Annotated in this window: 21 protein-coding genes; 2 read left to right on the top strand and 19 right to left on the bottom strand. The window is 68.7% G+C overall.

What is annotated here, in order from left to right; all coding sequences use genetic code 11:
- The 11 genes from WHX56_RS17550 to WHX56_RS17500 all read right to left on the bottom strand — a co-directional run bounded on the left by WHX56_RS17550 (window position 1) and on the right by WHX56_RS17500 (window position 10,771).
- Window positions 1-711, bottom strand: coding sequence for an ABC transporter ATP-binding protein (locus WHX56_RS17550; protein WP_338878512.1), 711 nt, complete (start codon window positions 709-711; stop codon window positions 1-3).
- Complete coding sequence (locus tag WHX56_RS17545) at window positions 708-1,463, bottom strand: ABC transporter ATP-binding protein (protein WP_129245473.1); 756 nt, start codon at window positions 1,461-1,463, stop codon at window positions 708-710. The genes WHX56_RS17550 and WHX56_RS17545 overlap by 4 nt, the downstream gene beginning before the upstream one ends.
- Complete coding sequence (locus WHX56_RS17540; protein ID WP_129245471.1) at window positions 1,456-2,427, bottom strand: branched-chain amino acid ABC transporter permease; 972 nt, start codon at window positions 2,425-2,427, stop codon at window positions 1,456-1,458. Before WHX56_RS17540 ends, WHX56_RS17545 begins: the two co-directional genes overlap by 8 nt.
- A gap of 2 nt (window positions 2,428-2,429) precedes the next feature.
- Window positions 2,430-3,302, bottom strand: a complete 873-nt coding sequence (locus WHX56_RS17535; protein WP_338878511.1) for a branched-chain amino acid ABC transporter permease — start codon at window positions 3,300-3,302, stop codon at window positions 2,430-2,432.
- 8 nt (window positions 3,303-3,310) lie between these two features.
- The gene (locus tag WHX56_RS17530; RefSeq protein WP_338878510.1) at window positions 3,311-4,516 is read right to left on the bottom strand and encodes an ABC transporter substrate-binding protein; all 1,206 of its coding nucleotides are present in this window, start codon (window positions 4,514-4,516) and stop codon (window positions 3,311-3,313) included.
- A gap of 29 nt (window positions 4,517-4,545) precedes the next feature.
- A complete protein-coding gene (locus tag WHX56_RS17525; protein ID WP_129245465.1) occupies window positions 4,546-5,343 on the bottom strand; it encodes a GntR family transcriptional regulator in 798 nt (265 codons plus the stop codon).
- Between the two features lie 62 nt (window positions 5,344-5,405).
- Window positions 5,406-7,121 carry a sensor domain-containing diguanylate cyclase gene (locus WHX56_RS17520; protein ID WP_129245463.1) on the bottom strand — a complete coding sequence of 572 codons (1,716 nt, stop codon included), beginning with the start codon at window positions 7,119-7,121 and terminating at the stop codon, window positions 5,406-5,408.
- A gap of 173 nt (window positions 7,122-7,294) precedes the next feature.
- Entirely contained in the window at window positions 7,295-8,710 is a 1,416-nt protein-coding gene (locus tag WHX56_RS17515) for an MFS transporter (protein ID WP_338878509.1), read from the bottom strand.
- Window positions 8,710-9,408 carry an SDR family oxidoreductase gene (locus WHX56_RS17510; RefSeq protein ID WP_338878508.1) on the bottom strand — a complete coding sequence of 233 codons (699 nt, stop codon included), beginning with the start codon at window positions 9,406-9,408 and terminating at the stop codon, window positions 8,710-8,712. The genes WHX56_RS17515 and WHX56_RS17510 overlap by 1 nt, the downstream gene beginning before the upstream one ends.
- A 121-nt stretch (window positions 9,409-9,529) precedes the next feature.
- Window positions 9,530-10,126, bottom strand: coding sequence for a TetR/AcrR family transcriptional regulator (locus tag WHX56_RS17505; RefSeq protein ID WP_129245458.1), 597 nt, complete (start codon window positions 10,124-10,126; stop codon window positions 9,530-9,532).
- Between the two features lie 108 nt (window positions 10,127-10,234).
- Window positions 10,235-10,771: a YaeQ family protein gene (locus tag WHX56_RS17500; RefSeq protein WP_338878507.1), complete on the bottom strand. Its 537-nt coding sequence runs from the start codon at window positions 10,769-10,771 to the stop codon at window positions 10,235-10,237.
- 131 nt (window positions 10,772-10,902) lie between these two features.
- Here WHX56_RS17500 and WHX56_RS17495 point away from each other — a divergent pair, with 131 nt between their 5' ends.
- Window positions 10,903-11,547: a LysE family translocator gene (locus WHX56_RS17495; RefSeq protein ID WP_129245454.1), complete on the top strand. Its 645-nt coding sequence runs from the start codon at window positions 10,903-10,905 to the stop codon at window positions 11,545-11,547.
- A gap of 194 nt (window positions 11,548-11,741) precedes the next feature.
- Here the strand turns inward: WHX56_RS17495 and WHX56_RS17490 are convergent, their stop codons facing one another.
- From WHX56_RS17490 to ggt, 6 genes are all read right to left on the bottom strand, one after another.
- Entirely contained in the window at window positions 11,742-12,146 is a 405-nt protein-coding gene (locus WHX56_RS17490; protein ID WP_338878506.1) for a VOC family protein, read from the bottom strand.
- 175 nt (window positions 12,147-12,321) lie between these two features.
- Complete coding sequence (locus tag WHX56_RS17485) at window positions 12,322-14,172, bottom strand: dipeptide ABC transporter ATP-binding protein (RefSeq protein WP_338878505.1); 1,851 nt, start codon at window positions 14,170-14,172, stop codon at window positions 12,322-12,324.
- Window positions 14,173-14,186: 14 nt separating this feature from the next.
- The gene (gene nikC, locus WHX56_RS17480; protein ID WP_129245448.1) at window positions 14,187-15,065 is read right to left on the bottom strand and encodes a nickel transporter permease; all 879 of its coding nucleotides are present in this window, start codon (window positions 15,063-15,065) and stop codon (window positions 14,187-14,189) included.
- On the bottom strand, window positions 15,062-16,006 hold the full coding sequence (locus tag WHX56_RS17475) for an ABC transporter permease (RefSeq protein ID WP_129245446.1): 945 nt from the start codon (window positions 16,004-16,006) through the stop codon (window positions 15,062-15,064). Before WHX56_RS17475 ends, nikC begins: the two co-directional genes overlap by 4 nt.
- Before the next feature lie 126 nt (window positions 16,007-16,132).
- Window positions 16,133-17,644, bottom strand: a complete 1,512-nt coding sequence (locus tag WHX56_RS17470) for an ABC transporter substrate-binding protein (RefSeq protein ID WP_129245445.1) — start codon at window positions 17,642-17,644, stop codon at window positions 16,133-16,135.
- A 34-nt stretch (window positions 17,645-17,678) separates the two neighbouring features.
- Window positions 17,679-19,307 (bottom strand): gamma-glutamyltransferase, encoded by a 1,629-nt coding sequence (gene ggt, locus WHX56_RS17465; RefSeq protein WP_129245443.1) that lies wholly within the window; start codon window positions 19,305-19,307, stop codon window positions 17,679-17,681.
- 105 nt (window positions 19,308-19,412) lie between these two features.
- On the opposite strand from ggt, the gene WHX56_RS17460 reads away from it, so the two are divergent.
- A complete protein-coding gene (locus WHX56_RS17460) occupies window positions 19,413-20,315 on the top strand; it encodes a LysR family transcriptional regulator (protein WP_287752163.1) in 903 nt (300 codons plus the stop codon).
- A gap of 6 nt (window positions 20,316-20,321) precedes the next feature.
- Here WHX56_RS17460 and WHX56_RS17455 read toward each other — a convergent pair whose 3' ends face one another.
- Both WHX56_RS17455 and WHX56_RS17450 read right to left on the bottom strand, forming a co-directional pair.
- Window positions 20,322-22,493 carry a phosphocholine-specific phospholipase C gene (locus tag WHX56_RS17455; protein WP_338878504.1) on the bottom strand — a complete coding sequence of 724 codons (2,172 nt, stop codon included), beginning with the start codon at window positions 22,491-22,493 and terminating at the stop codon, window positions 20,322-20,324.
- 35 nt (window positions 22,494-22,528) lie between these two features.
- On the bottom strand, window positions 22,529-22,693 hold the full coding sequence (locus WHX56_RS17450; protein WP_165360316.1) for a hypothetical protein: 165 nt from the start codon (window positions 22,691-22,693) through the stop codon (window positions 22,529-22,531).
- Window positions 22,694-22,709 lie beyond the last annotated feature (16 nt).

The raw sequence follows: 22,709 nt of genomic DNA, 5'->3' as shown, positions 1-22,709 counted from the left end.
CTACATCCCCAGATAGGCCCGGCGGACGTCGTCGCTGGCCATCAGTTCCAGGCAGGCGCCGCTGTAGCGCACCGCCCCGTTTTCCAGCACGTAGGCCCGCTGCCCCGTCTCCAGGGACTGGCCCACGTTCTGTTCGACCAGCAGGATCGCCAGCCCGTCGCCGTGCAGCCGCTGGATCAGGCCGAACAGTTCTTCGACCATCAGCGGCGACAGGCCCAGCGAAGGCTCGTCCAGGATCAGCAGGCGCGGCTCGGCCATCAGGCCGCGGCCGATGGCCAGCATCTGCTGCTCGCCGCCCGACATGGTGCCCGCCAATTGCGCCAGGCGTTCCCGCAGGCGCGGGAAGATGGCCAGCACCTTCTCCAGGTTGGCGGCCCGGCGTTCGCGCGCCCGGGTGAAGGAGCCCAGCTCCAGGTTTTCGCGCACGCTCAGGTTGGGGAACACGCGGCGGCCCTCCGGCACCTGGATCAGGCCGGCCTTGACCACCTCGCGGTAATGGCGGCCGGTCAGGTCGCGCCCGTCGAAGCGCACCGTGCCGCCCCAGGGCCGGCACAGCCCGCACACCGTATTGTTCAAGGTGGACTTGCCGGCGCCGTTGCTGCCCAGCAGCACCACGATCTCGCCTTCGTCCACCCGCAGATCCACGCCGCGCAGCACTTCCATGCGCCCGTAGCCGGCCCGCAGGCCCTCGATCTCCAGCAATGCGCTCATGCTCGCCCCCCCTGCGCGGCCAGCCTGGCCGCCGCGCCCTGGCCCAGGTAGGCCTCGACCACCGCCGGGTCGCGCGTGACTTCGCCCGGCGTGCCGGATGCAATGAGCCGGCCCTGCGCCAGCACCCACACATGCTCGGCCAGGCTCATCACCGCGCGCATCACGTGTTCGATCATCAGCACCGTGACGCCGTCGTCCGCCAGTCGCTTCACCACCGGGATCATCTCGTCGATCTCGCTGGGGTTCAGCCCCGCCAATACCTCGTCCAGCAGCAAGAGGCGCGGCTGCGTGGCCAGCGCGCGCGCCAGTTCCAGCCGCTTGCGCCCCGCCACCGTCAGGTCGGCCGCCGGCCTGTCCAGCGAAGCTTGCAGGTTCACCCGCGCCGCGACCTCTTCGGCCGCGGCCAGCGCCTCGCGCCGGCTGCCCAGGCGCAGGTGCGCGCCCACGGCGATGTTCTGCCGCACCGTCTGCGCGCCGAAGGGCTGCACGATCTGGAAAGTGCGGGTCAGCCCCTGCCGGGCCGATTCGTGCGGCGGACGGCCTGTAATGTCGCGGCCGGCGAAATGCACCGAGCCGGCCCCGGGTTTCAGGAAGCCCGACAACAGCCCGAACAGCGTGGTCTTGCCCGCGCCGTTGGGGCCGACCAGCGCGGTAAGCGAGCCCTGGGGCACGTCCAGGCTGACGTCCTGGACCGCCTTCAGGCCGCCGAAGGTGATGGAAAGATTGCGCGCTTGCAGCAGGATCTCAGGCACGGGCGCGCTCCTTGAAACCGGCCAGGCGGCGCAGCGATTGGCCGCAGCCGGCGATGCCGCGGGGCATGAACATGACGATCACGATGAGGACCGTGCCGTAGATGACCATGCTGATGCCCGGCAGTTCGCCGAACAGGTTGCGCGTGACGTCGCCGAGCCCATGCAGGACCACGGCGCCCAGCACCGGCCCCCACAAGGTGCCCAGGCCGCCCACGATGGCGCCCACCAGGGCCTCCACCGACACGGCCGGGCCGAACGCGATGCCCGGATCGATGTACTGGAACACCTGCACGTAGAAGGCGCCCGCCGCGCTCATGAACGCCGCCGACAGCGCGATGCCGCCCAGCTTGACGCGCAGCGGATCCACGCCGATGGCGCGCGCCGCGTCCTCGTTGTCGCGCACCGCCTGCAGGTAGGCGCCGAACCGCGAATGGCGCAGCCAGGCCGTGACCGCCAGCGCCAGCAGCACGAAAGCCAGCAGCAGGTAGATGTAGCCGCGGCGCGAGCCGAACTGCATGTTGGCCGCGCCTTCCTGCAGCGGCACCATCAGTCCGACCCCGCCGCCGGTGAACGACGCCGACAGCGCCAGGATGCGGAACACCTCGGCGAACGCCAGCGTCACCAGGGCGAAGTACGAGCCCTTCAGGCCGTAGCGGAACGTCAGCCCGCCGACAGCCAGGCCGACCAGCGCGCCCAGCGCGATGGCCAGGGGCAGGACCAGCCACGGGTTCAGGCCCAGGTTCATCTGGCCCAGCGCCTGGGCATAGGCGCCGACGCCGAAGAACAGCGCGTGGCCGAACGACAATTGCCCGCCGTAGCCGCCCAGGATATTCCACGCCTGCGACAGCAAGGCGGCGTACAGCGACATCATCACGAAGGTCAGCGCCACGCCCGACTGCATCAGCGCGGCCGCGGCCGCCAGCGCCGCGCCGAACAGCGCGATTGCGAAAAGGTCCCGGCCCATGCTCAGCTCCTCGCCCCGAACAGCCCCTGCGGGCGAAACAGCAGCACCGCGATGAAGATCGCGAAAATACCCATCTGGCCCAGCGAGTCGCCCAGGAACAGGCCCCCGATGGATTCCACCACGCCGATCAGCAGGCCGCCGGCCAGCGCCCCCGCGAAGCTGCCCATGCCGCCCAGCACCACGATGGTGAACGCCACCAGCACGAAGCCGCCGCCGACCTGCGGATTGACGTAATAGGCCGGCAGCAGGAAGCACGCCGCCGCGCCCAGGCAGGCCATGCCGATGCCGAACGACAGCGCATAGATCTTTTCGACGTCGATGCCCATCAGCCTGGCGCCCTGCTTTTCCTTGGCCACCGCGCGGATGGCGCGCCCCAGGTCGGTCGCGCGGATGATCCAGAACAGCACCGCCGCCACCGCCAGCGCGCCGCAGAAGGCGATGATCTTGGGCAAGGCGATCATGGCCGGCCCGATCTCCACCGTGGACAGCGTGTAGGCGGTGTCGATGGTGCGCGTGTCCGACTTGAACCACACCAGCGCCAGGTTCTCCAGCACGATGGCCAGCCCCAGCGTCACCAGCAGGATGTTCTCGTCCTTGCCGTGGCTGGCGCGGTTGATCACGAAGCGCTGCAGGGCGTAGCCCAGCAGGAACATGCCGGCCACCACCAGCGGCAGGGCCGCGTAGGGGTCGATGCCCAGGCGCTCCTTCAGCAGGTACACGGCGTACAGCGCCACCATCAGCGCGGCCCCGTGGGCGAAGTTGATGATGTGCAGCACGCCGTAGATCAGCGTCAGTCCCAGCGCGATCAGCGCGTACACCGCGCCCGTGGTCAGGCCGTTGAGCACCGAGGAAAAGAGGATGGCGGGATCGAGCATGCCCGGACTCAGGCCTTCAGCGGGAAGATGGGATCGGCCTGGCGGTACTCGGCGGGGATGACCACCTTGATGTCGCCGCCGATCACCTGCGTCAGCAAGGGCCGCGCGCCGGTGTTCTGGCCGTCCACGAACCGGGTCGGCCCATAGGGCATGATGTTGTCCGAGAACGTGCTGGACGCCAGCGCATCGACGATGGCGGCGCGCTCGGCGGACTTGGCGCGTTCCAGCGCGTCGGCCAGCAGCAGCACCGAGGTGTACGTCATGAACACCTCGTAGCTGAAATAGGCGCCCTTCTCTTCGACGCGAGCCTTCAGCGGGGCCACGCGCGCGTCCTTGGGGTTGAACCAGTGGTTGCAGTCGATGATGCCGTTGGCGATGTCGGGGAATTCCTTCAGGAACTTGTAGCTGGAGGCCGCGCCCCCCAGCACCGAGTAGATCGCCTTGGGCTGCACCTTCTGCTGCTTCATGGCCCGCAGCAGCAAGGCGTATTCGTTGTAGTAGTTGGCCGGGATCACGATGTCCGGGTTGATGGACTTCATGCGCAGCACGATGTTGTTGAAATCGCGGGTGGGGTTCGGATGCTTGGCCACGTCCTTCACTTCGAAGCCGTGCTGCGGCAGCGATTTGGACAGCAGCGCGGCGGTGCCCGTGCCGAAGAGGGAGTCCTCGTGCACGATCATCACCGTCTTGGCGGGCTTGCCGGCCGCGTCGTTCAGCGCCGCGAGGTCGGCGATGGCCCGTTCGCTACAGGCGCGGTAGCCCGGCCCGAAACGGAAGGTGTTCTTCAGGCCGCGCTCGACGATCTGGTCGGCCACGCCCACGTCCACCACGTGCGGCAGGTTGTACTTGGCCGCGGTCTGGGTCGTGGCCAGGCAGATCGCCGAGGCATAGGCGCCGACGATGGCCGAGACGCCCGCCTCGTTCATTTTCTCGACTTCCGCCGAACCCGCCTCGGGCCGCGACTGCGCATCGCCCAGCACGGCCTCCAAGGGCGCTCCACCCAGCGACTTGATGCCGCCGGCCTTGTTGATGTCCTCGACCGCCAGCAAGGCGCCCAGCCGGCATTGCTGCCCCGAATAGGCCAGCGCGCCCGTCACCGGATGCAGGATCCCGATCTTCACGGGCTTGGCGCCCTGGGCCCGGGCCACCCAGGGGGCCGACACCAGGGCGGCCGCGGCGGCGGATTGACAGAGGAAGGTGCGGCGCGAATTCATGGGCGATCTCCGAAGGGTTCCCGAAGGGGTCAATGGAATTGGGCCGAGAGCTCTTCGCTGACCCAGACCTTGGCGTCGATGCTGCCGACGCGCGACAACTGCAACTGGTATTGATAGCGGTCGGGCCGGTACAGGCCCTGCAGCAGTTGCACGGGCCGGTCGTTCACGTCGCGCACGATCCGCGTCACGGCCAGCAGCGCCGACCCCACGGCCACGTCCAGGTGGCGCGCCACCTGCGCGTCGGCCAGGCGCGCCGAGATGGTCTGCGTGGCGCCGCCGAATTCCACCCCGGCCGCCTCCAGCAGCATCAGCAGGGGCTCGCGTTCGAGGTCCTCGCGCGTGAAGTCGGCGACGGACCGCGGCACGTAGGTAGTGATGTGGGACAGCGGCCCGGCCTCGGTGCTGCGCACGCGCAGGCTCTTGTGGACCGGCGCGCCCGGCGGGATGGCGAGCGGCTCGGCCACGGCGGGCGGCGCCGACACCAGGGCGCTGTCCAGCACGCGCACCGAGGTGCGCAGGCCCATGTTGACGATGTTCTCCAGCAGGCCGGTCAGATGCGCATTCTGCTGCGGATTGGCGCCGGGCTGGCCGGCGGGCGCGGCGGGCGCGCGCAGGGGCCAGGTGCCCAGGCCGGGCCGGCGCGACACCAGCCCGTCGGCCACGAGCATCTCCATCGCCTTGCGGATGGTGATGCGGGCCACGTCGAACTGTCCGGCCAGCGCGTGCTCTCCCGGGACGCCCTCCTGATCGAAGCGCCCTTCCTGCAATTGCTCGCGCAGGACGAGGTAGATCTGGTGGTACTTCGGAAGCGGTAGTGAGGTTCCCATGCAGGGAACTCTAGGGGTGTCCTAATGTACCGTCAATGGAACAAATGGCCTTGCAGGTTGTTCTATCGGGAAAACACTGAGGGCGTGGATTCGATGCGGTTGCGCCCCAGTTGCTTGGCGTTGTAGAGGGCGCGGTCGCTGCGGATGAGCGCCAGTTCGGCGTCCGCGTCCAGGGTGTGCATGGTGGAAATCCCGATGCTGACCGTCAGCGGGATGCGCCGTCCGCCCGCGGAGAACGGCGCATCGGCGATGCGCTGCTGCACCCGCGTCGCGAAGGCGTGCGCGCGTTCCAGGTCGGTATCCGGCAATACGACGGCGAACTCTTCGCCGCCGATGCGTCCCGCCAGGTCGACCGCGCGCAACTGGGCGCGCAGCGTGTTGGCGAAATGCTGGAGCACGCCGTCGCCGATGGCGTGTCCCCAGGTGTCGTTGATGTGCTTGAAATGGTCCAGGTCGCACATCAGCACCGCGGCGCAGTCGCTGCCGTGGCGCTTGATCCGGGCCAGCTCCGCCGCGATGCGCGACATGAAATGGCGGCGGTTGGGCAGCGTGGTCAGGGCGTCGGTGGCGGCCAGTTCGTGCAGTTCGAAATCGGCGCGCTTGCGGTCCGTGATGTCGGTCACGAAGCCGTGCCAGACGACCGAACCGTCGGGCTCCAGGCGCGGGCTGGCCTCGCCCTGGCGCCAGCGCAGGCCTTGCCGCGGCAGGCGGACCCGGAACTCCAGGTGCCAGGACGTCTGGGCGGCGGCGGCGGACTGCAGCGAGGCGTTGTAGCTGGCCAGGTCGTCGGGATGGACGCGCTGTTCGATCGCCGCGGCGCTGTCCCGGACATCGTGGGGCGTCAGCTCGAACATGTCCCAGATGCCGGCGCTGACGTAGAGGAACCGCGATCCGCCCTCGCGCCGCTGCCCGCACTGGAAGACCATGCCCGGAACCGCGTCCGTGAGATTGACCAGCAGGTCCGCCGTGCGCTGCAGCCGCTCCGCCATCGCGCGCATGGCGCTGATGTCGGTGGTGGTGCCCATCATGCGCAGCGCCCTGCCCGCCTCGTCGCGGCCGACGACCTTGCCGCGGCTGCATATCCATTTGTAGCTGCCGTCTTTGCAGAGGATCCGGTGCTCGACCTCGTAGCTGTCGGTCCTGCCGTCGAAATGCGCCTGCATGGCCGCGCGCACGTAGTCCACGTCGTCGGGATGCAGGCGCCTGTACGCGTCTTCGATGCGGTTGGAGATATCGGATTCGCCGTAGCCCAGCAGCGCCTTCCAGCCCGCCGAATACCTGATTTCCCCGGTGACGATGTTGCGGTCCCAGACGCCGGTGCCGGAGCCGGCGATGGCCATCGACAGGTTGCGGGCCTCGTCGCGCCAGCTATCTTCGTCCGCCCGTTCGGCCGCCAGCGCCCGCCGCTTTTCCACCGCGGCGGCGGCCAGTCCGGCGAAGTCCTGCAGGGCGCGCCGGTCGTCGTCGCTGAAGCCGCGCGCCTGCCCGTGCAGCAGCCGGAACGTGCCCAGTTGCCGGCCGTCGCCGGCGCGCAGCGGGCATTCGGCGGAAAAAGGCAGCGATCCCGGCGCGGCGCCCGCGGCTGGCGGCGCTCCGGCCCGGGCCTGCCACACGCCGTCGGCGTCGCTGCAGGCCACCAGCACCATGTCCACGCCGAACTGCCGCCTGGCCAGGCGCGCCAGCTTGTCCAGGGGGCCGTCCGGCTCAGCCTGAGCCTCGCCCGCGCCCTCGGCGGGCGCAGGTGCAGGTGCGGGAGGAAAATCACCTGTAGCGGGCATTTCGGACCTGATCGGCACGGGGTTCATCGATGCGGCCCAGGCTACCGGCCGCGGATGACATTCTGTCACGTCCCGCACCAAAATGGCATCGTTTTGACGATAGGGCCGCCGGCCCGCGAACCTCCCGATCCGCGCGCTCTCATCCCGGCCGCGGACGCCCGCGGCCGGGCCGCTCAGGCGGTCCGGGGCCGCGTGTCCACGGCCAGGCACAGCACGGCCGTCAACAGGGCCAGGCCCACGTGCCCGGCGTAGATCGGCGAAAAGGCGTCGTGGCTTGCCGCGCCCTGCCCCAGCAGCAGCACGGTGACGGCCACGCCCAGCACGCCGCCGATCTGCCGCGTGGCCTGGTTGACGGCACTGCCCACGGCGTAGTGCTGGGCCGGCAGGCGGTTCACGGCGGCGCCCGACAAGGACGGCAGCACCATGCCCACCCCGATGCCGCTGAGCAACAGTCCGGGCAGCCACTGGCTCAGGTAGGCCGGCTCCGCGCCGGGCACCAGCATGAACCACAACCCGCTGGCCGCGTACACCAGCGACCCGCCCACCAGGAAAGGCCGGTGGCCCATCCGCGCCGCCAGCCTCCCGGTCAGGATGGCGGTGGGCATGACCAGCAGCGGTCCGGGCGTCACCGCCAGGCCGGCTTGCGGCAGACTGTAGTGCCACACGCCCGTCATGTAGAAGAAAAACGCGAAGAACATCATCGCGAACGCGATGCCGAAGCTGAGCGTGGCCAGGTTCACGTAGCGGTAGGTGCGGTGCCGGAACAGCCCCAGGTCCACCAGCGGATGCGGCGTCGCCCGCGCCCAGAGGACGAACGCGGCCAGGGACGCCGCCCCGACGGCGGCCGCCACGATCAGCTCGCCGCGCCGCCATGCCGGCGATTCGGACTGCACGATGGCCAGCGCCAGCGCGCCCACCCCGACGATCAGCAGCGCCATGCCCACGCCGTCCACCCGGCGCCGGGCGTCCGGCTTCACGGACTCCTTGAGCAGGCCGGCGCCGAACCACAGCGACAGCGCGCCCAGCGGCAGGTTGAGGTAGAAGGCCCACGGCCAGCCCGCGACGTCCACCACGAAGGCGCCCAGGCTGGGCCCCACGGCCGCGGCCAGTCCGCCCACGGCGCCCCACAGGCTGACGGCCACCGCGCGCTGCGACGCCGGGAACGCGGCCAGGACGATGGACAGCGAGGCCGGCGTCAGCAGCGCCGCGCCGACGGCCTGCAGCACGCGGGCGGCGATCAGCCAGCTTTCGGTGCCGGCCAGGCCGCAGGCCGCCGACGCCGCCAGGAACAGCACCACCCCGCCCATGAACATGCGCTTGCGGCCGTGCGTGTCGGCCAGTCCGCCCGACGGAATCAGCATGGCGGCGAACACGACCGTATAGGCGTTGAGCACCCAGGACATATCCGCGGCCGAGGCCTCGGGAAAGCCCTCGCGCAGGGCGCCGAAGGCGGCGTACAGCATGGTGCTGTCCAGCGACACCAGGAATACGGCGATGCTGGCGACCCAGAACACGGGCCAGGGGGAAGCCGCGGGCGCGGCGGACGGCGCGGCGGGGGTGGCGGCGGCATGCATGGCGTCGGCCCCCATCAGGCTTGCAGGTAAATGGAAGGATGGACGGACAGCCCCTGCTTGACCTGGCGGGTCGCCTCGTCGGCCAGCACTTCCTCTTCGCCGGCCTCCAGCGCGTCCAGCGCCTGGCGCACGATGGTTTCCGGGGCGGTCTTGGGCGCCTCGATGCCCCGGGTCAGGTCCGTATCCACGAATCCCATGTGCAGGCCCAGCACCTGGGTGCCCTGGCCCCGCAATTCATGGCGCAGCCCGTTGGTCAGCGCCCAGGCGGCGGACTTGCTCATGCCGTAGACCCCCAGGAGCGGGCGGTTGATCCAACTGGCGATCGACAGCACGTTCAGCAGCGCGCCCCCGCCGTTGGCCGCCAGCGCCGGCGCGAAGGCCTGCGCCATCAGCAGCGGGCCGATCAGGTTGGTTTCCAGGTGGAGGCGGGCGGAGTCGGCGCTGTCCGGCGCCAGGAAGCCTCCGGTCGCGGCAATGCCCGCGTTGTTGATCAGCAGCGTCGCGTCCCGGGCGCGGGCCGCGGCGGCGGCCACTTCCTCCGGACGGGTGACGTCGAGCTTGACGGCTTCCACGCCCGCCAGCCGCACGGCCGACGGGTCGCGGGCGGCGGCGTAGACCTTGCGCGCGCCCCGCGCGAGCGCCTCGCGGGCGAAGGCGAGGCCCAGGCCGCGATTGGCCCCGGTGATGAATACGACGGCGTTCTTCAGTTCCATGGTGCGTTTTCCTCAGTGCGGCAATGCCGCGGCGGATGCGGATTGGTTCAGGCCCTAAAATATGATGATCATCATATTCAAGGCGGACAAAAAGGCCGCGCAATGCGGCCCGGAAAAACAGTCAGCGGGCGGGCGGGCCCTCGTGGTCGTACTGGTCCAGGATGGCCTTGCGCGCCGCCGCCAGCACCGCGCGCCCCTGGGCGTTGTCGCCCAGCGCGCGGGCCAGTTGCAAGGCGCCCACCAGCGTGCTGGTCACCGCCACCGCCGCATGCTCGCCGGCCGCGGCCGGCAGCACCTGCTGGATGCCCTCCAGCAGCCGCTGCACCCGGACGGCCGCGGCCTCGCGCACGTCGGACGACTGGCGCGGGATTTCGGAGGCGAGCGCCGATACCGGGCAGCCCCGTTCGCAGCCGCCCAGGTGCGCCTCGCTGAGATAGGTGTCGACCCAGGCGCGCAGCGGGCTCGCGCCCTCGGCGCGCCGCTGCGCCATGCCCTGCGCCAGCCGGGCCGCGCCATCGCGGCCGGCGCGCTCCATCGCGGCGGCGAGCAGCGCGTCGCGAGACGGAAAATGCGCATAGAAGCCGCCGTGGGTCAGCCCGGCCTCTTTCATGACCTCCGCCACTCCCACGCCGGCGTACCCCTCGCGCCGGATCGCGCGCGAGGCCGCGTCGACGATGCGTTCGTGGGAAAGCTCCTTGCGGGTGGCGGGACGGTTCATGGCCGCGGGACTTTTAATATGATGATCGTCATATTAAAGGCCTGGGATCTTTTTGCGCAACCGTTTTTTTGTGTCGGCCGGCCCTGGGTCCGTCAGCGCGGGCAGGCCCTAGCGCCAGGTTTCCGGCTCGATGCTGACTTCGCCCTTGTCCGCCGAGAAATACACCACGCCGTCCGAAATATTGGCGTTGAGCTGCATGGTCCGCTCGGCCAGGCCGGCCAGGGCCCCGGCCTGGTCCGACGGCAGGTTGACCACCTTCAGGTTGCGGGTGCGCTCGAGCTTGTTCTTCACGCCGTCCCACCAGATCTTGCTGGCGGAGCCGCCGTAACAGTAGACGATGACTTCGTCGGCGCGGCCGCAGGCGCGCAGGATGCGGCGTTCTTCCGGCTGGCCGACTTCGATCCACAGCTTGACCGCGCCGGTCAGGTCCTTGGCCCACAGGTCCGGCTCGTCGGTGTCGCTCAGCCCCTTGGTGAAGCTCAGGTCTTCCTGCGCATGCAGGGCGAAGGCCACCAGCCGCACCATCATGCGTTCATCGGTTTCCGAGGGGTGGCGGGCCACCGTCAGCGAATGGCTGCCGTAGTAGTGGCGGTCGGTGTCGGCGACGTTGAGTTCGGCCTTGTAGATGGTGGCGCGCAGGGCCATGGCGAGAATCCGTTGAATAAAGCGAATGACTGAAGGCCGCCATGATACCGCCTGCCAGGCCCGGATCCCGCCGGTTTGCGCCCCGGCGCGCCGGCGCTACACTGGCCGGCAGCCTGGATCCTTCCCCGCCCATGACTCCCACCGCCGCCCTGCTCGCCTTCACCCTGGCCGCCGCCATCCTGACCGTCACCCCGGGCATGGACAGCGCCCTGGTGCTGCGCACCGCCGCCGTCGAGGGCGGCCGCCGGGCCCTCATGGCGGGACTGGGCATCTGCGCCGGCTGCCTGGTCTGGGGCGCCGTCGCCGCGTTCGGGCTGGGGTCGCTGCTGCTGGTGTCGACGGTCGCCTACGACGCCCTGCGCATCTGCGCGGCCTTCTACCTGTTCTATCTGGGCGTGAAACTGTTGTGGGGCGGCAGGCGCCGCGGCAAGTCTTCCGCCGGTGCAGTCCAGGCGCTGCCGCCCGCCGCCACGGCCAACGCCGCCGGCTGGTTCGTCCGCGGCTGCCTGACCAACGTCCTCAACCCCAAGGTCGGGATTTTCTACATCACCTTCCTGCCCCAGTTCATTCCCGCGGGCGCGGACGTGCTGCGCTTCAGCCTGCTGCTGGCCGCGATCCACGCCCTGCTGGGCGTGCTGTGGTTCGCGCTGCTGGTGGCCGCGACGCGCCCGCTGGCGCGCTGGCTGTCGCGGCCCGCCGTCATGCGCGGCCTGGACCGCATGACGGGCGCCGTCTTCATTGCGTTCGGGTTGAAGCTGGCGCTGGAGAGGCGCTGAGGCCGGGAACCGGCTGCGGCCGGCCCTTGCAAGGCCGCCAGAGCCTTACACGCAACGTCCGATCAGATCCGGGGAGTACGCCGCTTCGGGCGCGCCAGCGACTGTCGGCGAAATCAGCACCAGGCCGCGCACTCGCGACGGATGCCTGAGACTGGCGCCCAGCGGTCAGACACTGGACAGACAGGCCGCCCCGGTCAGGCTTGCTCGCCAGGCGCCTCATGGCAGGCAACGCAGAGCTTGTTGCCGTCGGGATCGCGGAAATACGCGCCGTAGTAGTTCGCGTGGTACTCGGGCCTGAGCCCCGGCGGTCCCTCGCAGCGGCCGCCGTGGGCCAACGCAGCCTGGTGCGTCCGGCGAACGGCTTCTCTCGATTCGGCCGTGAAGGCGACCATCTGGCCGTTGCCGGGATGTTGCGGCAAGCCATCGTAAGGCCGGCAAATCACGAAGTAAGGGCGCTGCCCGCCGCCGCTGTGCCAGCCGGCCCAGGGCCGCTGCCGGTCGCAGAACCGCAGTTCGACCTTGAGGCAATCCATGACCGCGCCGTAGAAATCCAGCGCGCGTTCGAAGTCGGTGACGCTGACGAAAACGTGGGAAAACACGGTTCAGCTCCTGGTGGTGAGGGACCGTGCCGGTGAGTCCCCCTTGCCGCGGCCGGGGTCGGGATTTGGGTGTCAGACACCCGGGAAGGCCTCTTCCATTCGTACCGCCATCTCGTACGGGTGTCAGACACCTGCCTGGCCTTGCCTGGCCTGGCTGGATATCCGACACCGCCGCTCAATACACGCCGATGGAATGCCGCGCCACGAAGTGGCCGTCGCCTACGGCGACCAGGGGCTGGACCAGGGGATCGTCGCCCACCTTGCGCACCGGGCTGGGAATTTCGTCGACCAGCAGCGAACGCTCGCGATGGCGGCGCTGCGGATCGGCGATGGGCACCGCCGCCATGAGCTTCTTCGTGTAGGGATGCTGCGGGTTCTCGAAGATCGCCCGGCGCGGCCCGATCTCGACGATCTGGCCCAGGTACATCACCGCCACCCGGTGGCTCACGCGCTCGACCACCGCCATGTCGTGCGAGATGAACAGGAACGACACGCCCAGCTCGCGCTGGAGATCCAGCAGCAGGTTCACGATCTGCGCCTGGATCGACACGTCCAGGGCCGACACGGATTCGTCGGCGATCACCACCTTGGGGTTCAGCGCCAGGGCGCGCGCGATGCAGATGCGCTGGCGCTGGCCGCCGGAGAATTCGTGCGGATAGCGGTCGATCATTTCGGGCAGCAGCCCGCACTTGTCCATCAGCCAGCGCACGCGCTCCTGCGCCGCCTTGCCGCGCGCCACGCCGTGGATCAGCAGGGGTTCCATGATGGAATAGCCCACCGTCATGCGCGGATCCAGCGAGGCGAACGGATCCTGGAAGATGAACTGGATGTGCCGGCGCAGCGTCTGCATGGCGCTGCCGCGCAGGGCGCCGATGTTCTTGCCGTCGAACTCGATCGTGCCGCCCTGGCTCTTGACCAGTTGCAGCAGCGAACGGCCGGTGGTGGTCTTGCCGCAGCCCGACTCGCCCACCAGCGACAGGGTTTCGCCTGGATAGAGGTCGAAGCTGACCTTTTCGACCGCGTGCACGCGCTTCTGCACCCGGCCCAGGATGCCGCCGGTGATGTCGAAGCTGGTGGTCAGGTCGCGCACTTTCAGCACCGGGCCGTTCTCGCGGCGCACGGTGGAGGCGGCCGGCGGGGGAGCGGCCGGCTGCGCCGCGGCCTCGTCGGCACGCAGCAGCGGAAACGGCGCGGGCTCGTCGGTGCCGTGCATGGCGCCCAGCCGCGGCACGGCCGACAGCAGGGCGCGCGTATAGGCATGCTGCGGACGCGCGAAAATCTCGTCCGAGCCGCCCTCTTCCACCTTGTCGCCCCGGTACATGACCAGCACGCGGTCGGCGACCTCGGCCACCACCCCCATGTCGTGCGTGATGAAGATCACGCCCATGTCCATTTCTTCCTGCAACTGGCGGATCAGTTGCAGGATCTGGGCCTGGATGGTGACGTCCAGGGCCGTGGTCGGTTCGTCGGCGATCAGCAACTGCGGTTTGCAGGAAAGCGCCATGGCGATCATGACGCGCTGGCGCATGCCGCCCGACAGTTGGTGCGGGTAGCGGTCCAGGATGGCCCGGGCCTCGGGGATGCGCACGCGTTCCAGCATGCGCAGCGTCTCGGCGCGCGCGGCGGCGGCGTCCAGTCCCTGGTGCAGTTGCAGGGCCTCGGCGATCTGGTTGCCGGCCGTGAAGCTGGGGTTCAGCGAGGTCATCGGCTCCTGGAAGATCATCGCCACGTCCGCGCCGCGCACGCGTTGCAGCAGGGAATCCGGGGCGTTCCCCAGGTCCAGGACCTCGCCGTTGCGCCGGCGCAGCAGCATGCCGCCGTTGACGATCCTGCCGCCGCCGTATTCCACCAGGCGCATCAGCGCCAGCGAGGTCACGGACTTGCCCGATCCGGACTCGCCCACGATGGCCAGGGTTTCGCCGCGGTCGACGTGGAAGGAGACGTTGCGCACCGCTTCCACCGTGCGCTCGGGAGTCTTGAAGCGCACGGTCAGGTCGTTGACCTGGACGACGCGTTTGGGATCCATTGTTGCCATATCGATTATTTGTCCTGACGCGGATCGAGCGCGTCGCGCAGCCCGTCGCCCAGCAGATTGAAGCCCAGCACCACGAGGAAAATGGCCGATCCCGGGAAGATGGACATCCAGGGCGCCTGGGTCATGAAGTTCTTGGCGGTGTTCAGCATCGAGCCCCACGACGGATTGGGCGGCTGCAGCCCCAGGCCCAGGAAGGACAGGCTGGCCTCGGCGATGATGGCCGTCGCGATGGTGATGGTGGCCTGCACGATCAGCGGCGGCATGACGTTGGGAAACACGTGCCGGCCGATGATGCGCAGGTCGGAGGCGCCCAGCGCCCTTGCGCTCTGCACGTAGTCCTCGTTCTTGACCGCCAGCACCTGGCCCCGCGTCAGGCGGATGAACTTGGGCGCGGCGGACACGCCGATGGCGATCATGGCGTTGGTCAGGCTGGGGCCGAGGAACGCGGCCAGCGCGATGGCCAGGATCAGGAAGGGAATGGCCAGCAGCGCCTCGGTGGCGCGCGAAATGATGCTGTCGGTCCAGCCGCCGAAATAGCCGGCGGCCAGTCCGAAGGGCACGCCCACCACCAGGGCGATCAGGACGGACACCAGGCCGGCCATCAGGGAAGCCCGGGCGCCGTAGACCATGCGGCTGAAGATGTCGCGGCCCAGTTCGTCCGTGCCCAGCCAGTAGGACGCCGACGGCGCCTTGCGGATCGTGGTGAAGCTGGTCTGGAAGGGATCGTGGCTGGCGATCAGTGGGGCCAGGATGGCCAGCAGGACGAACAGCAGCACGATCCCCAGGCCCAGCATGGCGATGCGGTTGCGTTTGAATTTGGCCCAGGCGCGATTGCGGCTGCGGGGCGGCGTGACGGCAGCGGCCGTTGCAGGAAGTGCGCTCATGAGTGCCTCAGGCGGGGATTGACCAGGATGTACAGGATGTCGGCCAGCAGGTTCATCAGGATGAAGCCCACCGCGACGCACAGCACCACGCCCTGCACCACCGCGTAGTCGCGCGTGAAGACGGCGTCCACCACCAGCTTGCCGAACCCCGGGATCGTGAAGACCTGCTCGGTCAGCACGGCGCCCGCCAGGAGTTCGCCGAACAACAGGGTCACCAGCGTGACGATGGGCATCAGCGCATTGCGCAGGGCGTGGCGCAGCACCACCTGGCGCGGCGATACGCCCTTGGCGCGCGCGGTGCGCACGTAGTCGGCCGACAGGGCCTCCAGCATGGCCGAACGGGTGTGGCGCATCAGGTAGGCCGCGATCGCCGTGGACAGCACCAGGGAGGGCATCAGCATGGTCTTGATCGACAGCCAGAAATCCTCGGACGGCGACACATAGCCCGACGCCGGCAGCAGCTTCCACTGCACCGACACCACCATGATCAGGATGATGCCGAGCCAGAAGTTCGGTATGGACATGCCGGACAGCGCGGCGATGTTCGCGCCCATCTCGACCGGCTTGCCCTTGCGCACGGCGGCCAATATGCCCATGGGGATGCCGACCAGCAGCGCGAAGAACATGGCCATGGCGGCCAGTTGCAGCGTGACCGGCAGCTTCTGGCCGATCAGCGTGGTGACGGGGACGTCGGTGCGCAGCGACTTGCCCAGGTCGCCTTGCAGGACCTGGCCGGCCCACGCGGCGTACTGCACGGGCAGCGGATCGTTCAGCCGGTATTTGTCGCGCAGGTAGTCCAGGACGGCCGGATCGCGCTCTTCGCCGGCCAGCGTCAGCACCGGATCGCCGGGCAGGATTTTTTGCAGCATGAAGACGATCATCGACACCAGTATCAATGTCGGTATCGCGACGATCACGCGGCGCAAGATGAGTTTAAGCATATGGAAACCGTGAAACAGGAGCGGCGGAAGGCATCGGCCGGACTAGCCGCGTCGCGGCCGCCGCAAAGAATAACCGGACGCGCAAAGCGCGTCCGGCAGGAGCGGCCGGAAGCAGCCGCCCCGTGGTCACTTCTGCGCGTACGTCACGCCCTTCAGGCGGATCATGCCGTCCGGGTAGGGCGTGAAGCCCTTGACCTTCTTGGCCAGCGCGAAGGGCCAGGGCTGGTAATAGTTATACACCCCGGGCAGTTCGTCCTGGATGATGGCCTGCGCCTGGTCGTAGATGGCCTTGCGCTTGGCTTCGTCCGGCACGGTGCGCGCCTCGTTCAGCAGCTTGTCCACTTCCGGGTTGCAGTAGTGGCCGTCGTTCAGCGCGCCCTTGCAGGTGACGAAGGCGTGGATGTTGCCGTCCGGATCGACCCGGCCCGACCACCCCAGCATCACGACCTGGAAGTTGCCGCCGGCCGACTCCTTCTGCAGCGCCGCGTATTCCGTGGGACGCAGCGACAGGTCGAAGCCCGCCTCGGAGGCCATGGCCTGGACGATTTCCGCGATCGACGAGGTCGTGGTGTTGTTGCCGAACATGACCTCGGCCTTCACCCGGTCGAAGCCCGCCTGCTTCAGCAGCGCCTTCGCCTTGGCGACGTCGCGCTTGGTCGGCGGGAACTTGTCGCTGTGGTAGGGGCTGGCGGGCGGGAACGGCTGCTGGGCCGGCTCGAAGATGCCGCCGCCCGCCACGTCGCTGATGGCGTTGCGGTCGATGGCGTACTGGAACGCCTGGCGCACCAGCTTGTTCTTGAACGGATTGTCCTCGGCGCGCTTGCCGTTGGCCACGTTGAACATGAACTGCTGGAAACCCAGCCCCGCCACCGGCGCGAAGGCCAGGCCGGCGTCGCCCTTGACCTGCGGCACGTCGGAGGGATTCAGGCGTTCCAGCATGTCCAGGTCGCCCGCGCGCAGGTTGGACAGGCGCACGGTGGTGTCCGGGATCGGCAGGAAGGTCACGCGCTTGAAGGCGAAATCCTTGGCGTCGTAGTATTGGTCGAATTTTTCCAGCACGATGCGGTCGTTCTGGATGCGTTCGACGAACTTGTACGGGCCCGAGCAGACGGGCTTGCGGCCCACGGCGGCCACGTCGTCGGTGAAGGTCTTGGGCGACAGCATCATGCCCGCGCGGTCGGACAGTTGCGCCAGCAGGGTCGCGTCCGGTTTCTTCAGCGTCAGCACCAGCGTCGCGGCGTCCGGGGCATCGACCTTCTCCACCGAGGCCAGCTCGCCCTTGCGCAGGCTGTCCGGCAGGGTCATGGCGCGTTCCAGGTTGGCCTTGGCGGCCGCGGCGTCGAACTTGGCGCCGTCATGGAACAGCGCGTCTTCGCGCAGCTTGAAGGTCAGCACCTTGTTGTCGGGGCTGAACGACCACGAGGTGGCGAGCTGCGGCACGAAGTGCAGCTTGGGATCGATGTCCACCAGCTTGTCGCACAGCGACGTGAACACGATGCGGCCCACGTAGGTGCGCGCGCGATGCGGGTCCAGCACGTCCGGATCTTCCTGCAGGCCGATCCGGATGTTCTGGGCGCTGGCGACGCCTGCGGTCAGCGCCAGCAGGCTGGCGCCGAAGGTCAAGGTCAAGCGTTTCATTGTGTTGTTCCCCTTGTTGCTTGCAAGCTTGCGTTTAGAAACCGACCGCCTGGCCGTCGCGCCGGCTGTCGCTGGCGGCGACGTAGCCCAGTTCGTTGTCGCTCTCGGACATGCGCCAGATGAACTGGCCCGCCCCGAAATCCATGTAGGGATCGTCGACGGACTTCAAAGCATGCCCGAGGTCTTTCAGGCCCGCAACGGTGGAAGCCTTCATATTGGTCTCGATATCGAGCGTAAAGTCGCGATTGACCTTCCAGCGCGGGGCGCAGCAGGCGGCCTGGGGGTTCTGGTGGTAGTCGAGCATGCGGATCACGGTCTGCATGTGGCCCTGGGGCTGCATGTCGCCGCCCATCACGCCGAAGCTCATGACCGGCTTGCCGCCCCGGGTCAGGAAGCCGGGGATGATGGTGTGGAACGGGCGCTTGCCGCCTTCGACCACGTTGGCCGACTTCGGGTCCATCGAGAAGCCCACGCCGCGGTTCTGCATGCTGATGCCGGTGCCCGGCACGACCACGCCCGAGCCGAAGCCCATGTAGTTGGACTGGATGAACGAGATCATCATGCCGTTTTCATCGGCGGCGGTCAGGTAGATGGTGCCGCCGGCGTGCGGGCGGCCGGCCTCGAAATGGGTGGCCTGGTCCAGGCGGATCAGCTTGGCGCGGCTGTCCAGGTAGGCGTCCGACAGCATCTGCTCGGGCGTGACCTGCATGGAGCGCGGGTCGGCCACGTACTTGTACAGGTCGGCGAAGGCCAGCTTCATGGCTTCGATCTGGATATGCTGCGATTGCACCGAATCCACCGGGATGTCGGCCATGTCGAAGCGCTCGACGATGCCCAGCGCGATCAGCGCGGCGATGCCCTGCCCGTTCGGCGGGATCTCGTGCAGTTCGTAGCCGCGGTACGACTTGGAAATCGGCTTGACCCAGTCCGGACGGTAGTTGCGCAGGTCTTCCAGCGTCATCGCGCCGCCGCATTCCTTGCTGAAGGCGGCGATGCGCTCGGCCAGTTCGCCTTCATAGAAGTCGCGGCCCTTGGATTCTGCGATGCGGCGCAGCGTGTTGGCGGCGTCGGGGAAGCGGAAGTGTTCGCCGACCTTGGGCGCGCGGCCCTCGGGCAGGAAGGCCTGGGCGTAGCCCGGCTGCGACTTCAGTTCCTCGGCCGCGGCGGCCCACTTGTGCGCCACCACCGGCGGCACGGCGTAGCCGCGCTCGGCGATCTCGATGGCGGGTTCGAACAACTGTTCGAAGGGCAGCTTGCCCAGCTTTTCGTGCAGCGCGGCCCAGCCGGCCACCACGCCCGGCACCGTCACGGCGTCCCAGCCGCGCTTGGGCTGGACGGCCAGGCCGTTGTCGCCCACGCCGTATTTGCGCTTGAAATATTCGACGTTCCAGGCGGCCGGCGCCACGCCGGACGAGTTCAGTCCGTGCAGTTCCTTGCCGTCCCAGACGATGGCGAAGCAGTCGCCGCCCAGGCCGCAGGACACGGGTTCGACCAGGACGATCGTGGCGGCCGCGGCGATGGCGGCGTCCACGGCGTTGCCGCCCTTGAGCAGCATGCGCAATCCCGCCTGGGCCGCGAGCGGGTGCGACGTGGAGACCACGTTGCGGGCGAACAGCGGAATGCGGACGGAAGGATACGGGTTGCCCCAGTCGAAGGATTTCATGTGGCTAGTCTCATAACGGGTTGGTGTTCATAGACCCAGGCGAAAGTACTCTTGTGATCTAATTAAATCAATTTGATTTTTTGTTCCGTCATAAAAGATTTTTTTATGAGTACGATCCGCTTCCTGCGAACTTTCCTGGCGGTCGCGCACCACGGCTCCTTTTCCGAAGCCGCCGAGCAAGTGGCCCTGACCCAGGCGGCCGTCAGCTTCCAGATGCGCGCGCTGGAGGCGGAGCTGGGCCGGGAACTGTTCGACCGCAGCGGCCGTCTTGCCATTCTTAACGCAGCCGGCCGGGAATTGCTACCGGAAATCAAGCATTTGCTGGATTTATACGACCGCATGCGGCTGCCGCGCACCGTCCCCGGCGAACTGGCCGGTTCGGTGTCGGTGGGCGGCATCGTGTCGTGCATGGGCACCCTGTCCAAGGTCGTGTCGGGCATGAAGAAGCTGCACCCCAAGCTGGACGTGCGCATTCTGTCGGGCAAGGCCAGCGAGCTGGCCGGCAAGGTGGAGGACGGCGAACTGGACGCGGCCTTCCTGGTGGAGGCCGGCCGGAAAATGGCCAGCACCCGCTGGACCGCGCTATATGAAGAAGAGATGGCGGTCATCGCGCCGCGCTCGGCGCCCGGCGAGAATGCGCGCCAGGTACTGGCGTCCAACCCCTTCCTGCGCTTCGACCGCACCCAGCGCACCGGCCTGCAGATCGACCGGCTGCTGCGGCGCCTGGCGGTGCCGCTGAACGAATTCCTGGAACTCAACGCCATCGAGACGCTGGTGGAACTGGTGCGCCAGGAGGTGGGCGTGACCCTGCTGCCGCTGATCCACGGCTCCAACTGGCAGCAGAGCCCCGAACTGCGGATCCTCTACCTGCCGCGCGACCTGGGGCCGCTCTCGCGCTCCATCGGCATGCTGGAGCGGCGCGAGCACGCCCGCCAGGCCATTACGGCGGCAATCTGCGCGGCCTGCGCCGCGGCGTTCCGCGAGCGCGGCGCGCAGACCGCCCCCTGAAGCGCGCTACAGCGCCATCGCCGGGTCCGTCACCGAGGCCTTGCCGGTCTCCACCCGGCCGGCGTAGCGGCGCGCGTAGGCGGGATCTTCCTGCAGGCTCACCGTGAAGTCGTACCAGCCGCCGCTGCCCGACAAGGCCCAGTGCTGCTCGACCTGCCCGCCCGCGGGCACGGTGAACGTCCAGCGTTCGTGGTTGGCGTAGTAGGCGTTGGGCGCGGCCGCGAAGGTGCAAGGCGCGTCGCCGCCATTGATGAAGCTGACGTAGAGGTCGCCGTTGGCGATGTCGTAGCAGACGCGGATCTCCGCATCCAGCCCCGCCGTGCGCGCCAGCGCCAGGTCGCCCGCGAAGTGGCGGTGGTAGCCGTTGGGGCCCAGCACCCACAGGTCGTACTTGCCGCCGTCGGCCGCGGCGTCCCAACTGCCTTCGAGCTGCTTGTCGGGTTCCACCGTATAGCGGCGCGGCAGGCGGTCCAGGTGCAGGCGGTCATAGACGTGGAACACTGCCGCCTGCTTGCCCGTGTTGGCGAACACCAGTCGCATGGCGCCCGTGCCGGGCTGGGCGCGGCCGCTGGTGTGCAGCTCGTAGGGCAAGGCGCGGGAGTAGCGCACGCCCTTCTCCTGCACCGGCCGGGCCTGGGTGGACGGGTCCGGCAGCGGCACGGCGGTCAGCGCCTGCTGGTCGGCGCGCACCTGGTCGGCGCCCGCGCGGGTCAGCAGGTTCAGGTCCGGCAACTGTTCATCGTTGGGCGTGGCGAAGTTGAAGGCCGAGGTTAGGTCGCCCAGCACCGCGCGGCGCCACGGACTGATGTTGTCCTCGGCCACGCCGAAGCGCGCTTCCAGGAAACGCAGCACCGAGGTGTGGTCGAAAGCCTGGGAGTTGACCCAGCCGCCGCGGCTCCACGGCGACACGACGTACATGGGCACGCGCGGGCCCGGGCCGTAGACGCGGTTGTCCGCGGCATCCTGGGCGGAGGCGCGCGTGTGGCGATCCAGGTCGGTGTTCACCGTGGACCCGCCGGCCATCGACCCGTCCGGATTCAGCGACGGCGCGGCCGGCGGCGGAACGTGGTCGAAATAGCCGTCGTTCTCGTCGAAGTTGATGAGCAGCACGGTCTTGCTCCAGACCTCCGGGTTGGCGGTCAGGGCGTCCAGCGTTTCCTGGATGTACCAGGCGCCCTGGATGGGGCTGGACGGGCCGGGGTGCTCGGAATAGGTGGCGGGCGCCACGATCCACGACACCTGCGGCAAGGCGCCGTTGACGACGTCGTCGCGCAGCGCCTGCAGGAAGCCGCCGTCCGGCATGGTGTTGGCCGTGCCCTTGTAGAGCGGGTTGGCGGCGTCCGTGGCCGGCGTCCAGGCCGGATACGGCGAGCCGTTGGCGCCGTTGCCGGCCAGTTCGTTGGCGCGGCGGTACTGCCGGAATCCGGCCAGCGGATTGTCGCCGAAGTTCTCGGGCAGGTTCTGGTAGACCTTCCAGGCGACGCCCGCTTCCTGCAGGCGCTCGGGATAGGTCTTCCAGGTCCAGCCGGTGGACGACGCGCCCAGGCTGTCCCACTGGTTGCGGGTGGACGGGCCGTTGCCCAGCGCCAGCGGATCGTTGGTGCCGGTCCAGTGGAACAGGCGGTTGGTGTTGGTGCCGCCGTGCGAGGAACAGTGGTAGGCGTCGCACAGCGTGAAGGCTTCGGCCAGGGCGAACTGGAATTCCACCTCGTTCTGGCGGTAGTAGCCCATGGACTGGTTCTGCTTGTAGCGCGGCCATTGCTCCATGCGGCCGCCGTCCCACGCCATCTGCGCGTCCACGTAGTCGTGCGGCGTGCCGGCCACGCGCTGCGCGTTGCCCTGCGTGCTGTCCAGATGGTAGGGCATCACCACGCGCGTGCCGTTGCTCTGCTCCCAGACCGAGCGGCCGTCGGGCAGCGGGATGGTGATGCGGTCGCCGAAGCCGCGCACGCCCTTGAACGTGCCGAAGTACATATCGAACGAGCGGTTCTCCTGCATCAGGATGACCACGTGCTCGACGTCGTTGATGGTGCCGCTGCGGTTGTTGGCGGGAATGGCCAGCGCGCGGCGGATGGCCGGCGGGAACATCGACAGCGCGGTCAGCCCCGCGGTCGAGGCGGCGGCGTTGCGCAGGAACCGGCGCTTGCCGGCGTGGACCTGGTCTTTATCGGACTTCACGGATGCTATTCCTATGGATTCGGGGAAAGCGCGGCTCACGGCGCGCAACGCAGTTCGGGTTTGGCGGGCGCGGGCGGCGGTGTGCCGGACTGGCCGCCGTCGCCGTCGCCGTCGTCGCCGCCGCAGGCGGCCAGCGTGGCGCTCAGCATCAGCACCGCGCCCAGGCGCAGGAATCCGCGCAGGATCATGGACATGCTCATCGTTTTCTATCCTTGA

The organism is Achromobacter veterisilvae (assembly GCF_037619525.1).
GTDB classification, from domain to species: domain Bacteria; phylum Pseudomonadota; class Gammaproteobacteria; order Burkholderiales; family Burkholderiaceae_B; genus Achromobacter; species Achromobacter veterisilvae.
The sequence above is the reverse complement of the archived record's forward strand: the minus strand, read 5'-3'. Positions and strand labels throughout refer to the sequence as shown.

What these genes read in the sequence shown, in the direction of transcription:
- WHX56_RS17550 (WP_338878512.1), bottom strand. Translation starts at nt 711, where the DNA reads ATGAGCGCATTGCTGGAGATCGAGGGCCTGCGGGCCGGCTACGGGCGC.
- WHX56_RS17540 (WP_129245471.1), bottom strand. Translation starts at nt 2,427, where the DNA reads ATGGGCCGGGACCTTTTCGCAATCGCGCTGTTCGGCGCGGCGCTGGCG.
- WHX56_RS17535 (WP_338878511.1), bottom strand. Translation starts at nt 3,302, where the DNA reads ATGCTCGATCCCGCCATCCTCTTTTCCTCGGTGCTCAACGGCCTGACC.
- WHX56_RS17530 (WP_338878510.1), bottom strand. Translation starts at nt 4,516, where the DNA reads ATGAATTCGCGCCGCACCTTCCTCTGTCAATCCGCCGCCGCGGCCGCC.
- WHX56_RS17525 (WP_129245465.1), bottom strand. Translation starts at nt 5,343, where the DNA reads ATGGGAACCTCACTACCGCTTCCGAAGTACCACCAGATCTACCTCGTC.
- WHX56_RS17520 (WP_129245463.1), bottom strand. Translation starts at nt 7,121, where the DNA reads ATGCCCGCTACAGGTGATTTTCCTCCCGCACCTGCACCTGCGCCCGCC.
- WHX56_RS17515 (WP_338878509.1), bottom strand. Translation starts at nt 8,710, where the DNA reads ATGGGGGCCGACGCCATGCATGCCGCCGCCACCCCCGCCGCGCCGTCC.
- WHX56_RS17510 (WP_338878508.1), bottom strand. Translation starts at nt 9,408, where the DNA reads ATGGAACTGAAGAACGCCGTCGTATTCATCACCGGGGCCAATCGCGGC.
- WHX56_RS17505 (WP_129245458.1), bottom strand. Translation starts at nt 10,126, where the DNA reads ATGAACCGTCCCGCCACCCGCAAGGAGCTTTCCCACGAACGCATCGTC.
- WHX56_RS17500 (WP_338878507.1), bottom strand. Translation starts at nt 10,771, where the DNA reads ATGGCCCTGCGCGCCACCATCTACAAGGCCGAACTCAACGTCGCCGAC.
- WHX56_RS17495 (WP_129245454.1), top strand. Translation starts at nt 10,903, where the DNA reads ATGACTCCCACCGCCGCCCTGCTCGCCTTCACCCTGGCCGCCGCCATC.
- WHX56_RS17485 (WP_338878505.1), bottom strand. Translation starts at nt 14,172, where the DNA reads ATGGATCCCAAACGCGTCGTCCAGGTCAACGACCTGACCGTGCGCTTC.
- nikC (WP_129245448.1), bottom strand. Translation starts at nt 15,065, where the DNA reads ATGAGCGCACTTCCTGCAACGGCCGCTGCCGTCACGCCGCCCCGCAGC.
- WHX56_RS17475 (WP_129245446.1), bottom strand. Translation starts at nt 16,006, where the DNA reads ATGCTTAAACTCATCTTGCGCCGCGTGATCGTCGCGATACCGACATTG.
- WHX56_RS17470 (WP_129245445.1), bottom strand. Translation starts at nt 17,644, where the DNA reads ATGAAACGCTTGACCTTGACCTTCGGCGCCAGCCTGCTGGCGCTGACC.
- ggt (WP_129245443.1), bottom strand. Translation starts at nt 19,307, where the DNA reads ATGAAATCCTTCGACTGGGGCAACCCGTATCCTTCCGTCCGCATTCCG.
- WHX56_RS17460 (WP_287752163.1), top strand. Translation starts at nt 19,413, where the DNA reads ATGAGTACGATCCGCTTCCTGCGAACTTTCCTGGCGGTCGCGCACCAC.
- WHX56_RS17450 (WP_165360316.1), bottom strand. Translation starts at nt 22,693, where the DNA reads ATGAGCATGTCCATGATCCTGCGCGGATTCCTGCGCCTGGGCGCGGTG.